We start from the raw sequence: 14,166 nt of genomic DNA on the forward strand, positions 1-14,166 counted from the left end.
ATTCTCGGAGACTTGTTGGTTATAGTAATTGTAATTGACACAAGAGACATGGAACAATTCTATAAACGATTTGCTTAATGACCATGAGTGAGACATTTATTTTTATCATGCGTTATCCCAATTGCAAAAGTGTAGCAAGAAATAGTATATAAATTTTAAAATTTTGATTTATATGAAATTACGTATCGAAAATACATAACTACAAACTATAAATAGTAAGCATAATGAAATAATAATGAAGCTAATTGTTATAAGTATTATTTCTTTATTTTTTTTGCGGTCTGTTTCTTCATGATTTTGTAATAATTCAAATTCATGTCTTCTTAGGTGATATTTATGAGTCATGATTCAAAAGTATGAGGTTAGTAATAGAGTTATTTACGAAAAAAACGAATACTTGGTTTTTTGTTGTGTATTGATAAACAGTTGTTTAGGTGCTGTTTTTCCAGAGAGAGCAAATTGCATAAGGTGTTTTTTGCTCTTTTAAATCAGATGAATTTCAATAAAACTCAAATAAAATGCTATTTTAGCTTAATTCAAATTTAGTAATTGCAAAAGTAGTTGTTGAAAATTTGCATCAACATAATTCCAAATCTAAACATTCGAATCAATGAAAATTACAATTTCCCTGTCGGTAGTATTAATGTTGCTTACTACTAATTTATTCGGCCAGACTATTGCCGATTTGAAACTCAAAAACAAAGAAGTTCCCAAAGGTTATTCATTAAGCGATGGCAACAATTGTGTTTCTGTTCAGGCTTGTACTTTTTATAATGATATTGAAACATACAGCAACATTGTTGGAACCGTGAAGAGTAAAGCAATGCAAAGTTTTAAAAGTAGACCGGATAGCGGCTCAATTATGTATTTCGAATTTGAACATGTATTTAAAGGAGAACGTTTTCTACAGGGATTACTGTGGGGAAAAGGCGGGCAGCCTACAGATGAGCATCCTGAAGAATATGTTGTAAAAGGAAAGTTTCTAATCATTTGGAGTTTTCGTCCTGACAGTCCTGTCAGGGAAAAATCAGAAGCTAAAATAGATGCGGTTTTGCCCTAAACTAGTAAACAACGATTATGAGGGATTTAGTAGGGTAAAAATTTAATTTCTAAACTATTTTGGCTATGAAAAACACATTAGAAATTGCAAATCGTTTTAGGGAGATTATTTTAAATGGAACGTGGGTTGCCAATACAAATTATAAAGATCAATTAGAGAATCTGGATTGGAAAATAGCTGTTACCCCAATACAAGACTTAAATACAATTGCAGTTCTCGCTCAGCATATTCATTATTATATTAAAGGTATAAATAATGTTTTAAAAGGTGGAACTCTAGATATAAAAGATAAATTTAGTTTTGATTTTCCTATTATTCATTCATCTCAGGAATGGAAAACATTTTTAACCAAATTTTGGACTGATGCCGAAGAATTTGCTCTTTTGATAGAACAAATGAATGATGAAAAATTAAATCAGAGTTTTGTTGATAAGCAGTACGGCACATATAAAAGAAACATTGAATGCATGATTGAGCATAGTTATTATCATTTAGGTCAGATTGTATTAATAAAAAAGCTGATAGTTAATAAAAAAGTTCTGTTTAAATAAAATTAACTGATTTATTAATTCTCCTCTATTATATTTTTAATTTGAAGAGATAAATTGAAAACAGACCATGCGTAGTAAAAGTAGAATATTTGTTCTCAAAATTAAATTTCAGATAGGCATAGTTGTTGAAAGTTAAAAAAGATATATTTACATCTTCAAAACGATTCCTATGCAAAAAATTACTTTATTAGTTTCTATATTATTACTAGCGTTATCGTGTGGCGTAAAAACGACACAATCACTTATCAGTGATGGTAATTATGATGCTGCGATAAACCGTGCTGTCGAGGCATTAAAAACGAATAAGGATTCCAAAGGAAAACAAGATTATGTGTATTTGTTAGAAGAAGCTTTTGCTAAAGCAAAAGACCGGGATTTGAGAAATTTAGAAATGATGCAAAAAGAAAAAAATCCTGCTAATCTGGAGCTAATCTACAATACTTATGTACAGCTAAACAATCGTCAGGAAAAAATCAGGCCAATATTGCCGATTCGGTTATTGAAGCAGGGAAAAGATGCTCAATTTGTTTTTGATAATTATTCGGATCAGATTGTGAGCAGTAAAAATGCTTTGTCTAAGTTTTTATATGAAAACGCGCAGGTTCTCTTAAAATCATCCAATAAACTTGATGCAAGAAAAGCATATGATGATTTAGGTTATATAGAAAGCATTAATCCAAATTATAAAAATGTCAAAAAATTAATGGGTGACGCCCAATTTAAAGGTACAGATTTCGTAAATGTTTACGCTGTTAATGAAACCAATATAATTATTCCGAAGCAATTGCAAAACGATTTATTGGATTTAAGTACTTATGGGTTAAATGATAAATGGACAATTTATCATAATGCAAGACAAAAAAATGTCAATTACGATTACGGTCTGATTTTAAACTTCAGGGAAATTTTCATTTCGCCGGAACAGATAAAAGAAAAGGAATTCATTAAAGAAAAAGAAATTAAGGATGGTGTTAAAACGCTTTTAGACAGTAAGGGCAAACCTGTAAAAGACAGTTTAGGGCGTCCGATAAAAGTTGATAATTTTAAAAAGATCAAAATCAGAATTTTCGAATTCAGGCAATTTAAAGCCTGTCAGGTAACTGCTAAAGTGGATTATGTAGATTTAAAAAGCAATCAGTTATTGCAATCATTTCCTTTGGCAAGCGAATATGTTTTCGAAAATGTTTATGCAACCTATCGGGGTGACAGAAACGCATGCGATGAAAATTATTTAGGTTATTTCAATAAGCGGGCAGTACCTTTTCCAAATAACGAACAAATGGTTTTTGATACAGGAGAAGACCTAAAAGCTAAATTTAAAAATATTATAGTTAGAAACAGGTTCAAGTAACAAGAAATATTTACAATCCTATTTGTCATCATTCGATAAATAGGATTTTTTTTGATTATAAAAAGAACAAAAAGAAAATGCGAAACCAAAAAGTTGTGTATATTTGCAACTAATTGATTGCGTATTTAAATAATGTTATAATGAAACGAGATATTTTTCAGGCAATTGCCGATCCAACCCGAAGAGCGATTTTAGTATTGATCTCATCAACTGCGTTAACACCAAATGCAATAGCCCAAAAATTTAATACAACAAGACAGGCAGTTTCCAAACATATAAAAATTCTTAATGAATGCGAATTATTGGAAGAAAAAAAAGCAGGAAGAGAAATATATTATCAGCTTAAAATTGATAAGATGAAAGAAGTAGATCAATGGCTGGAACAATTTAAACAAATTTGGGAAAAACGTTTCGATCAACTGGATCAGATATTAATTAATTTAAAAGCGAAAGAAAATGAAAACTAATCTTTTAATGAATTTTACAATAGACAAAGAAAATAGCACGGTTAATGTAAAACGTGAATTCAGGGCTACAATTCCCAATGTTTGGGCTGCATGGACAGAGCCTGAAATCCTTGATCAGTGGTGGGCACCAGCTCCTTGGAAATCCAGAACTAAAAGTATGGATTTTAAAGAAGGAGGTCAGAGGATTTATGCAATGATAGGGCCTGCGGGGGAGGAACATTGGGCCTTAGCTGACTATAAATCAATAACACCTAAAACGAATTTTAAATATCTTGATGCTTTTTGCGACAGCGAAGGCAACTTAAATCATGATTTTCCGCGATCAGACTGGGATGTAACTTTTTTAGAGGAAGGTAATTCTACCTTTGTTGAAGTAGTAATTAAGCACGATAAATTATCTGATTTAGAAATGATTATAGAAATGGGCTTTAAAGAAGGATTTACAATTGCAATGGAAGGTCTGGATGAAATCTTTAAATCAAAAGGGCTATAAATTTGTGTGATTATATAATTTAATAATGCAAATAAGAAATCTCTACAGGTTATTTACTGCAGAGATTTCTTTTTATAAGTAAGTATATTAAAGGAGAAAAATAAAAAAATAACAATAAAAAAACCTAAAAGGCACAAATTTAAATTTTTTGAGACAAACAAAATGATTTCTAAAATCTATCTTTGTTAGTTTAATAAACTATATTTAAGTACGGAATATGGCTACAAAAAAAAACAGCACACTTCTTATTTTTCTAATTACTTTAGTTTCATTTTCTCAGGAAAAATTTACATTAAGCGGTACGATTACTGACTTTAGTAATAATGAAACGCTAATAGGGGTTCATGTCTATATTCCAGCTTTGAAGATTGGAACTTATACTAATAAGTATGGGTTTTATTCGCTGACACTTCCTGCTGGTGAGCACCAATTAAAAATAAAAAATTTAGGATATCTGGATGTTGAAAAAAAAATATTTTTAGAAGAGAATACAAAAGACAATTTATCCTTAAACGAAAGCAGTGAAGAGCTACAGGAGGTTCTAATTAAGGAGGTCAGGCATAAAACTAATATTAAATCACCTGAAATGAGTGTGAATAGGCTCTCTATTTCTTCTATCAAAAAAATGCCTGTAGTTTTTGGTGAAGTTGACGTTTTAAAATCTATTTTGCTATTGCCTGGGGTAACAAGTGCTGGAGAAGGTGCATCAGGATTTAATGTCAGAGGAGGAGGTGCTGATCAGAATTTAATTTTATTAGATGAAGCGACCATATTTAATTCATCACATGTTTTTGGTTTTTTCTCTGTTTTTAATCCGGATGCTGTTAAGAACTTAAAATTATATAAAGGAGGAATTCCGGCACGTTATGGAGGAAGGGTATCTTCTGTTTTGGATATATATCAGAAAGACGGAAACAGCAAAGAATTTCATGCAAACGGAGGGATAGGTTTGATTTCTAGCAGAATTCTCGCTGAAGGTCCCATAGTAAAAAATAAAGGTTCATTTTTGATAGGAGGAAGAGCTTCTTATGCTCATTTATTTTTAAAATTATCAGAAGACCAAAAAGACAATGCAGCTTATTTTTATGATCTGAACACGAAATTAAGTTATAAACTAAACGAGAATAACAGTTTATTCTTATCAGGTTATTTTGGTCGCGATGTCTTTAAACTAAATAAAATTTTCATGAATACTTATGGGAATTCTACATTGAATTTACGTTGGAGTCATTTGTATTCAGATAAATTATTTGCAAATTTATCATTAATCTATAGTGATTATTATTACGGGCTTAATTTAAATTTTGTAGGCTTTAAATGGGATTCCGGAATTAAAAATTATACTGCCAAGTATGATTTTGAAAACTTTATTTCAGATAAATTCAAATTAACTTATGGTTTAAACGGAATTTATTATGAGTTCAATCCAGGGATAATTAAGCCTTTAACGGATGAATTTACAATCAATCCTGAGCAATTAGATAAAAAATATGCACTTTCAGTGTCACCTTACATTGGTTCAGAAAGTCAGCTTTCAAAAAGAATCACAGTTTATGCTGGATTAAGATTCAGTATGTTTTATCGTTTAGGAGCTTCGACAATTAATCAATATGAAAATAATAATGCGGTTGTGTTCAATTCAGAAATGCAGATTTATGAGAAAGGGACACCAGTTTCTACAGAATATTATAAAAAAAATAAGGTTATTGAAAGTTATAACAACTTTGAGCCCCGGTTTTCAATTTCTGTTCAACTGAATGATGATACAGCAATAAAAGCAAGTTATAACAGAATGGCACAATATCTCCAGTTAATTTCTAATACTTCGTCACCGACACCTCTCGATATCTGGATGCCAAGTGACAATTATATCAAACCTCAAATTGCTGATCAGGTTGCATTAGGTTATTTTAGAAATTTTAATGATGGGGCTTATTCATTAGAAACAGAGGTTTACTATAAAAAAGTCAAAAACAGGCTGGATTATATTGACGGGGCTGATCTGATTGCAAATGATGCAATTGAGCAGGTAATTTTAAATGGACGGATGCGGGCTTATGGGTTAGAAATTATGTTAAAAAAGAACCAAGGCAAATTCAATGGCTGGATTTCTTATACGCTTTCAAAATCAGAACAGCAAACTCCCGGCAGAACAACAGAAGAAACAGGAATTAATAATGGACAATGGTATAATTCAGCTTATGACAAATTGCATAATTTAGCTATTACTTCAGCTTATAGTTTAAATAAAAGATGGTCATTTGGTGCAAATTTTATTTTACAGTCCGGTCAGCCGGTTTCCTATCCTAATAGCCAGTATGAATATTTAGGGATAACTGTTCCTAATTATGGATTACGAAATGAAAATCGTCTTCCGGCTTATCATCATTTAGATATTTCGGCTACATTAACTCTGGAAAAAAATCAAAACAGAAAGTGGAAAGGTGAATGGATTTTTAGTATATATAATTTGTATAATCGACAGAATGCTGCTTCTATTAACTTCCGTCAAAATGCAGATACTGGTAATAATGAAGCAGTAAGAACTTCTATTTTTGGAATTGTGCCCGCAGTGAGTTATAATTTTAAGTTTTAAAAAACCATTTTCTGATAAAGAGATAAAATATAAAAGTATGAAAAAAGTAATTTTATTAGTGATGTTTTTTATATCATTATTCTTTACGGGTTGTGAAGAAGTTGTAAATGTGGATTTAAATACCGCAGCTCCAAAATTAGTAATTGAAGCGTCTGTCAATTGGAGAAAAGGAACTACGGGCGCTCAGCAAATTATAAAGCTGACCATGACAACTGGATATTTTGAAGGGGAAATTCCAATAGTTTCAGGAGCTGTTGTATATGTTAAAAACGGTGCCAACCAACAATTTAATTTTACAGAAGTGCCAAATACAGGTAGATATGTTTGCAATAACTTCAAACCGGTAATCGATGGAGCTTATACACTGACTGTAATTAGCAATGGCAATACCTACACGGCAAGTGAAACCCTAAAATCAATAACGCCAATTGACTATTTTACACAAAACGATGCAGGAGAACTTGCCGGAATTGTTGTAAGGGCTTTTTATAAAGACCCGGCAGGAGTCGATAATTATTATCTTTATAAATATGCATATTCAAATAAAGTTACGTCGACTTATTATGCTGATGAGGACAAGTTTTATCAGGGCAATGAGTTTTTTAGTTTTTCTGATGACGAGGACTTGAAAACCGGAGATGAAGTAGAGGTTACGCACTATGGTATTTCAAAACAATATTACAATTATATGAATATATTGGTAGATATTGCGGGCAGTGGTGGTGTAGGAGGGCCTTTTCAGACACCCCCGGCAACTGTTAGAGGAAATATTGTTAATACAACAGATAAAAATAACTTTCCTTTAGGTTATTTTTCTTTGAGTGAAACGGTTTCAAAAAAATATACTGTTAAATAATTCAGTCAGATGGAAGCCAGAATTGAAACTCTAACCGAGAAAAAACTCATTGGTAAACATATTACAATGTCTTTTGTTGAGAATAAAACATTTCAGTTATGGAGCAGTTTTATGCCTCAACGAAAAGAAATCAAAAATTCAATTGATTCTAATTTATATTCTCTAGAAGTTTTTTCTGTTGGGTACTTCAATCATTTTGATGCTAAAAATACTTTTCAAAAATGGGCCGCCATCGAAGTTTCTGATTTCAATGAAATTCCATCAGGTATGGAGGCTTTAACGATTCCAGGTGGATTATATGCAGTTTTCGTTCATGAGGGGCCCGCAATAGAAGGTGATAAGACTTATCGTTTTATTTTTACAGAATGGCTGCCAGCTTCAGAATATAGGGTAGACGACAGACCTCATTTTGCTGTTATGTCTGAGAACTACCAACGAGATAACCCAAATTCAGAAGAAATCTGGATTCCCATAAAAAAGAAAGTTTAAACTATGCTGATAGAAAATTTAAGGTCACTTTTTAACCGCGATCTTAACAAATTAAAAGAACAAATTGCATTGTATGAAACCGAAAGTCAGCTTTGGGTAATTGATAAAAATATTTCTAATTCTGCAGGAAATCTTTGTCTTCATTTAATTGGAAATCTCAATACTTATATCGGAGCCGAAATGGGAAAAACAGGTTATATTCGTAATCGTCCTTTGGAATTTTCGGCAAAAGATGTTGAGAAAGATCAGTTAATTAGCAAAATTGAGGAAACTATTTTAATGGTAAATGAAACTCTGGACTCTTTAGTCGAAAATGATTTAGAGACCATTTATCCGCAAATTGTCTTCGAAAAAGAAATGACTACCGGTTTCTTTTTGATGCATCTTTCTACACATTTAGCCTATCATTTAGGACAAATCAATTATCATCGCCGATTAGTGATTTGAGATTTTAGCCTAGAGGTTTTGAAAATATATTCTTATCAGAAATCTAAAATCGTTAATTAACATTCAAAATCCTTTCTTTCGTACATTTGCATCACATTTAAAATAATAATTCAGCATGTCATCACACCATATTGTTCGCGACGATCAGGAACCCGCATTAATTATTGCTAACGGAGCCGCTTGCAACGCTGAGTTATTAGGACAACTGTTGGAATGGTCACCGCTTGTAGTTGTGCTGGATTCTGCTATCGAAAGAGTTATTGAATTAGGTATAAAAGTCGATGTGCTTTTAGGAGATTTCGATCGGGGTTTTGATCCCGAAATCTACAAAACATCACAATATCCAATAGAAATTGTTTACACTCCCGATCAGGATAAAACCGATTTGGAGAAAGCTTTTGATTATCTTATCGACAAAAAAATTCCCGCTGTAAACGTTGTTTGGGCAACAGGAAAGCGTGCAGATCATACCATAACAAACCTCACGCAAATTGTTCGTTACCGCAATTTGCTTAAAATTGTTATCCTTGACGATCATTCTAAAATATTTTTGCTGCCTAATAAATTCGAAAAATGGTACACAGAACGAACTCCAATTTCGCTTATTCCAATTGGGGTGGTAAACGGCATTTCTTCGAACAATCTAAAATACGAACTGCAAGATGATACGCTCACAATGGGCTACAGGACCGGAAGCAGCAATTCCGTTGCAAAAGACGGAATAGTTACTATTACTCACAAAAATGGTGATTTGTTGCTTATGGAATGTATTGATTGATTTTTGTTTTAGATTTATTTTTAAAGTTGAAATTGAATTTTGACATTGAAATTGAATTTAATGAAGCTATTTACTTTGTATCTTTGCGCCTCAGAACTATTGAAGAAATAAAATGCGAATTGACATTATTACGATTTTGCCGGAATTGCTAAAAAGCCCTTTTGAGGCTTCGATTATGAAACGTGCTATTGATAAAGGTCTGGTAGAAGTCCATTTTCATAATTTACGTGATTATACAACCAATAAACAAAAAAGCGTAGACGATTATCCATTTGGAGGAGGTGCCGGAATGGTAATGACGGTTCAGCCAATTGACGACTGTATTGCACATCTGAAAAGCCAGCGAGAATATGATGAAATCATTTATATGTCTCCCGATGGTGAAACGTTGAACCAAAAAATGGCCAATACCATGTCAATGTATGAAAATATTATTATTTTATGTGGGCATTATAAAGGTGTTGATCAGCGTGTAAGGGATCATTTTATTACCAAAGAAATTTCGATTGGTGATTATGTTTTATCAGGAGGAGAATTAGGTGCTTTAGTTCTGTCTGATGCATTAATCCGATTGATTCCGGGAGTTTTAAGCGATGAAACTTCGGCATTAACAGATAGTTTTCAGGATAATTTGCTTTCAGGACCTATATATACAAGACCGGCAGACTACAAAGGATGGAAAGTCCCGGAAGTTTTAACCAGTGGTCATTTTGCAAAAATCGACAAATGGCGAGAAGATATGGCGTATGAACACACGAAGAACAGAAGACCGGATTTGTTGGAATAGTCTTAAAGTTTTTAAAGTCGAAAGTCATAAAGTTAACAATTTAGCATCTTCATTTTTAGATCATTAAGACTTTATAACTTTCAACTTTATGACTTGAAAAATAATTTACAATTTACAATTTATAATTCATAATTATTTTCTACATTTGCACCCGAATTAGACTAACCTCTGGCGAGATCCGTGAATGTTACTCTATCATAAACAATAATATAAAATTATCATGGCAGATTTATTAAAATTCGTTCAGGACGAATTCGTTGCTAGAAAAGATTTCCCTGTTTTTGGAGCTGGAGATACTATCACAGTTTTCTACGAAATTAAAGAGGGTGAAAAAACAAGAACTCAGTTTTTTAAAGGAGTTGTTATTCAAAGAAGAGGTTCTGGTAACACAGAAACTTTTACTATTCGTAAAATGTCTGGAGCTGTTGGTGTTGAGCGTATCTTCCCGGTAAACTTACCAGCTTTACAAAAAATTGAAATCAACAAGAAAGGTGCTGTACGTAGAGCTAGAATTTTCTACTTCAGAGATCTTACTGGTAAAAAAGCTAAGATTAAAGATAAAAGAAGATAATCATTTATCTCTTTGTTATAAAAAACTCGTTTCAGGTAATTTGAAACGAGTTTTTTTTTGGACCTATTTTTCGAAATATTAAAACCGTAATTTTTTTATATCAAAATCATCAATTTAATAATTAAAAGTCACTCAGATGACAATCTGTTAATTTCGGGATTTCTCCTGAAAACTATACCGTTTTCGGACTGTTTTTATTATATTTGCTCCGCTCATTTTGAGCCGAATATACCTTGAAATTGCTGATTTCGGCAATACAATCATAAAAAAAAAAAAATGACACAGAATTCAAAAATTTTTTACACTTTAACTGATGAGGCGCCATTATTAGCGACTTACTCTTTATTGCCTATTGTTCAGGCTTTTACTTCGACAGCAGGTATTGCTATCGAAACAAGAGACATCTCTTTGGCAGGAAGAATTTTATCTAATTTCCCAGAATCATTAACGGATGCTCAAAAAACCGGAGATGCCCTTTCTGAATTAGGACAGCTGGCAACACAACCGGAAGCTAACATTATTAAATTACCAAACGTTTCTGCATCTGTACCGCAATTAAAAGCGGCTATTGCTGAATTACAATCTCATGGTTATAATGTGCCTAATTTTCCTGAAGATCCGCAAAACGATGCTGAAAAGGAAATTAAGGCAAAGTATGCTAAAGTTTTAGGTTCTGCAGTAAACCCTGTTTTACGTGAAGGAAACTCTGATCGTAGAGCGCCAAGAGCAGTAAAGAATTTTGCTAAAGCAAATCCACACTCAATGGGTGCGTGGTCTGCTGACTCAAAAACTAAGGTAGCTTCAATGTCAAACGGTGATTTTTACGGAAGTGAACAATCTCTTACTGTTGCAGAAGCTAATGATGTAAAAATTGAATTCGTTGCTAAGGACGGAACAACAACTGTTCTTAAAGCAAGTACTCCGCTCAAAGCAGGAGAAATCATTGATAGTTCTGTTTTAAACTTAAAAGCTTTAAAATCTTTTGTTGCTGATGCAATTGCTGATGCTAAACAAGCAGGAGTTTTGCTTTCTGTGCATTTAAAAGCGACTATGATGAAAGTTTCAGATCCAATTATCTTTGGCGCTATCGTTGAAGTGTATTTTGCTGATCTTTTCAAAAAATATGAGACTTTATTTAATGAAATAAATGTTGATACAAGAAACGGTTTAGGTGATATTTATGCAAAAATTGCAGGAAGACCTGAGCAGGCAGAAGTTGAAGCTGCAATCAATCAGGCTATTGAAAACGGACCAGCTTTAGCAATGGTTAATTCTGATAAAGGAATTACAAACTTACACGTTCCTTCTGATGTAATTGTTGATGCTTCTATGCCGGCAATGATTCGTACTTCAGGTCAAATGTGGAACAAAGAAGGAAAATCACAAGATACTTTTGCTGTTATTCCGGATCGTTCTTACGCTGGAGTTTATACTGCAACAATTGATTTCTGTAAAAAACACGGTGCTTTTGATCCTAAAACAATGGGAAGTGTTCCTAATGTTGGATTAATGGCTCAAAAAGCAGAAGAATACGGATCTCACGATAAAACTTTCCAAATGAAAGCAGATGGAGTTGTTCGTGTTGTTGATAAAAACGGAACTGTTTTGATGGAGCAAAATGTTGAGACAAACGATATCTTCAGAATGTGTCAGGCTAAGGACGCTCCAATTCAGGACTGGGTAAAACTGGCTGTAAACAGAGCTCGTTTATCAAGTACTCCTGCTGTTTTCTGGTTAGATGAAAACAGAGCACACGATAGAGAATTGATTGTAAAAGTTCAAAAATATCTTAAAGATTTCGATACAACAGGTTTGGATATTCGTATTCTGAATCCTATTGCTGCTACTGAATTTACTTTAGACAGAATTATCAAAGGAGAAGATACTATTTCTGTAACCGGAAACGTGTTACGTGATTACCTGACAGATTTATTCCCAATTTTAGAATTAGGAACTTCTGCAAAAATGTTATCTATTGTTCCTTTAATGAATGGTGGTGGATTGTTCGAAACAGGTGCCGGAGGTTCTGCTCCTAAACATGTTGAGCAATTTACTGAAGAAGGATATTTACGTTGGGATTCATTAGGAGAGTTTTTGGCTCTTGGTGCTTCATTGGAGCATTTAGGTCAGACTTTAGATAATTCTAAAGCTATTGTTTTATCTGAAACTTTAGATCAGGCAAACGATAAATTCCTGGCAAATGATAAATCTCCAGCTCGTAAAGTAGGTCAGATCGACAACCGTGGATCTCACTTTTATTTAGCTTTCTATTGGGCACAGGCTTTGGCTGCTCAGACTAAAGATGCTGAATTAAAAGCAATCTTTACTCCAATTGCTGCTGAATTTGAAGCTAATGAATCTAAAATAGATGCTGAATTAATTGGTGCGCAAGGTAAAGCTCAAAATATTGGTGGTTACTACCAGCCAACGCCTGAGTTAGTAAGCAAAGCGATGCGTCCTAGTGAAACTTTCAATGCGATTATTGCCAAAATTGCATAATTAAAAGTTATCTTATTTATATATTCAAAAAAAAGACAATCAGAAATGGTTGTCTTTTTTTTATCTTATCGAATGCAAAATTGAATTAGCTACAGTAAAATGATTTCTAATTTAGGTTTTAAAGAATCTGTATCATTTAGCAAATTATTCAAAAGTAAGGCTGATATTTCTCCTTTAAAGTTTAGAAAGCCTTTTAATTAAATTTTTAGGCTACAAGAAAATACTTTTCGGCTACAAGAGTACAAAAGCTAAATCTGAACTTTGCTTTACTAAATTATATGAAAATGAAAGTATTTGTAACAGGTGCTACAGGTTTCGTTGGAACAGCTGTAGTACAGGAATTATTAGGCTCAGGTCACCAGGTTTTGGGGTTAGCACGTTCGGAAGAATCAGCAAAAAAATTAATTGCTGTCGGAGCAGAAGTGCATCGCGGCGATTTAAACGATTTTGAAAGTCTGAAATCAGGAACCGTTTCATCGGATGCGGTAATCCATTTAGGTTTTGTTCATGATTTTACACGATTTGAAGAAATGTGTATACTAGACGGGAAAGTAATTGAAACGATAGGCGAAGCTTTACTCGGAACTGACAAATCTTTTATCATCACTTCCGGAACTGCACTTTTTTCAAAAGACGGAATCACAACAGAAAAAGATCTTTCTGCTGATAATCCACATCCAAGAATAGCTACAGAAAATGCTGCCGATGCTGTAGCTGCTAAAGGTGTCAAGGTTGCTGTTGTGAGATTGTCTCCATCAGTTCACGGTCAAGGCGATATTATTGGTTTTGTACCAACATCAATAAATATTGCAAAAGAAAAAGGAAAATCTGCTATAATTAATGATGGTAATAATTTTTGGCCGGCAGTTCACCGATTGGATGCTGCAAAATTGTATCGATTAGCTTTGGAAAAACCTTTTGTGAGCGGAACAAGATATCACGCAGTTGCAGAACAAGGAATTCCGTTTAAAAATATTGCAACAGCTATCGCTGAAAGATTGCAAATTCCGGTTACTTCCCTAACAACCGATGAAGCAGCTGAGCATTTTGGCTGGTTTGCTCATTTTGCAAAACTTAACAATTTAACTTCAAGCGAAGAAACTAAAAAAGCTTTGAATTGGACACCGGAGCATCCAACATTGATGGAAGATCTGCAAGGTGCTGTTTATTTTTCTGAACTTTAATTATTTGTATCTTTAGAATATTAAAATCATTTATCAA

At 33.1% G+C, this 14,166-nt stretch carries 14 protein-coding genes; all 14 read left to right on the top strand.

Features of this window, described 5'->3' with window-relative positions; all coding sequences use genetic code 11:
• The first annotated feature begins 610 nt into the window (after nucleotides 1-610).
• The 14 genes from DMB68_RS20200 to DMB68_RS20265 all read left to right on the top strand — a co-directional run bounded on the left by DMB68_RS20200 (nucleotide 611) and on the right by DMB68_RS20265 (nucleotide 14,129).
• The gene (locus DMB68_RS20200; RefSeq protein WP_110348448.1) at nucleotides 611-1,060 is read left to right on the top strand and encodes a hypothetical protein; all 450 of its coding nucleotides are present in this window, start codon (nucleotides 611-613) and stop codon (nucleotides 1,058-1,060) included.
• 65 nt (nucleotides 1,061-1,125) lie between these two features.
• Entirely contained in the window at nucleotides 1,126-1,611 is a 486-nt protein-coding gene (locus DMB68_RS20205) for a DUF1572 family protein (protein ID WP_110348449.1), read from the top strand.
• Nucleotides 1,612-1,780: 169 nt separating this feature from the next.
• Nucleotides 1,781-2,962: a hypothetical protein gene (locus DMB68_RS20210; protein WP_110348450.1), complete on the top strand. Its 1,182-nt coding sequence runs from the start codon at nucleotides 1,781-1,783 to the stop codon at nucleotides 2,960-2,962.
• 140 nt (nucleotides 2,963-3,102) lie between these two features.
• Entirely contained in the window at nucleotides 3,103-3,429 is a 327-nt protein-coding gene (locus DMB68_RS20215; protein ID WP_110348451.1) for an ArsR/SmtB family transcription factor, read from the top strand.
• Entirely contained in the window at nucleotides 3,419-3,922 is a 504-nt protein-coding gene (locus DMB68_RS20220; RefSeq protein WP_110348452.1) for an SRPBCC family protein, read from the top strand. The genes DMB68_RS20215 and DMB68_RS20220 overlap by 11 nt, the downstream gene beginning before the upstream one ends.
• Nucleotides 3,923-4,139: 217 nt before the next feature.
• Nucleotides 4,140-6,518 (top strand): TonB-dependent receptor, encoded by a 2,379-nt coding sequence (locus DMB68_RS20225; protein ID WP_110348453.1) that lies wholly within the window; start codon nucleotides 4,140-4,142, stop codon nucleotides 6,516-6,518.
• A gap of 37 nt (nucleotides 6,519-6,555) precedes the next feature.
• Nucleotides 6,556-7,374, top strand: a complete 819-nt coding sequence (locus tag DMB68_RS20230) for a DUF4249 domain-containing protein (protein ID WP_110348454.1) — start codon at nucleotides 6,556-6,558, stop codon at nucleotides 7,372-7,374.
• A gap of 9 nt (nucleotides 7,375-7,383) precedes the next feature.
• Nucleotides 7,384-7,863 carry a GyrI-like domain-containing protein gene (locus DMB68_RS20235; protein WP_110348455.1) on the top strand — a complete coding sequence of 160 codons (480 nt, stop codon included), beginning with the start codon at nucleotides 7,384-7,386 and terminating at the stop codon, nucleotides 7,861-7,863.
• 3 nt (nucleotides 7,864-7,866) lie between these two features.
• Nucleotides 7,867-8,310 carry a DinB family protein gene (locus DMB68_RS20240; RefSeq protein ID WP_110348456.1) on the top strand — a complete coding sequence of 148 codons (444 nt, stop codon included), beginning with the start codon at nucleotides 7,867-7,869 and terminating at the stop codon, nucleotides 8,308-8,310.
• 115 nt (nucleotides 8,311-8,425) lie between these two features.
• Complete coding sequence (locus tag DMB68_RS20245) at nucleotides 8,426-9,088, top strand: thiamine diphosphokinase (protein WP_110348457.1); 663 nt, start codon at nucleotides 8,426-8,428, stop codon at nucleotides 9,086-9,088.
• 112 nt (nucleotides 9,089-9,200) lie between these two features.
• Nucleotides 9,201-9,875, top strand: coding sequence for a tRNA (guanosine(37)-N1)-methyltransferase TrmD (trmD, locus tag DMB68_RS20250; RefSeq protein ID WP_110348458.1), 675 nt, complete (start codon nucleotides 9,201-9,203; stop codon nucleotides 9,873-9,875).
• A gap of 220 nt (nucleotides 9,876-10,095) precedes the next feature.
• Complete coding sequence (gene rplS, locus DMB68_RS20255) at nucleotides 10,096-10,446, top strand: 50S ribosomal protein L19 (RefSeq protein ID WP_110348459.1); 351 nt, start codon at nucleotides 10,096-10,098, stop codon at nucleotides 10,444-10,446.
• A 276-nt stretch (nucleotides 10,447-10,722) separates the two neighbouring features.
• The gene (locus tag DMB68_RS20260; RefSeq protein WP_110348460.1) at nucleotides 10,723-12,945 is read left to right on the top strand and encodes an NADP-dependent isocitrate dehydrogenase; all 2,223 of its coding nucleotides are present in this window, start codon (nucleotides 10,723-10,725) and stop codon (nucleotides 12,943-12,945) included.
• Between the two features lie 284 nt (nucleotides 12,946-13,229).
• Nucleotides 13,230-14,129 (top strand): SDR family oxidoreductase, encoded by a 900-nt coding sequence (locus tag DMB68_RS20265; protein WP_110348584.1) that lies wholly within the window; start codon nucleotides 13,230-13,232, stop codon nucleotides 14,127-14,129.
• Nucleotides 14,130-14,166: the final 37 nt, after the last annotated feature.

This window comes from Flavobacterium hydrophilum (genome assembly GCF_003202405.1).
In the GTDB taxonomy this organism is placed as follows: domain Bacteria; phylum Bacteroidota; class Bacteroidia; order Flavobacteriales; family Flavobacteriaceae; genus Flavobacterium; species Flavobacterium hydrophilum.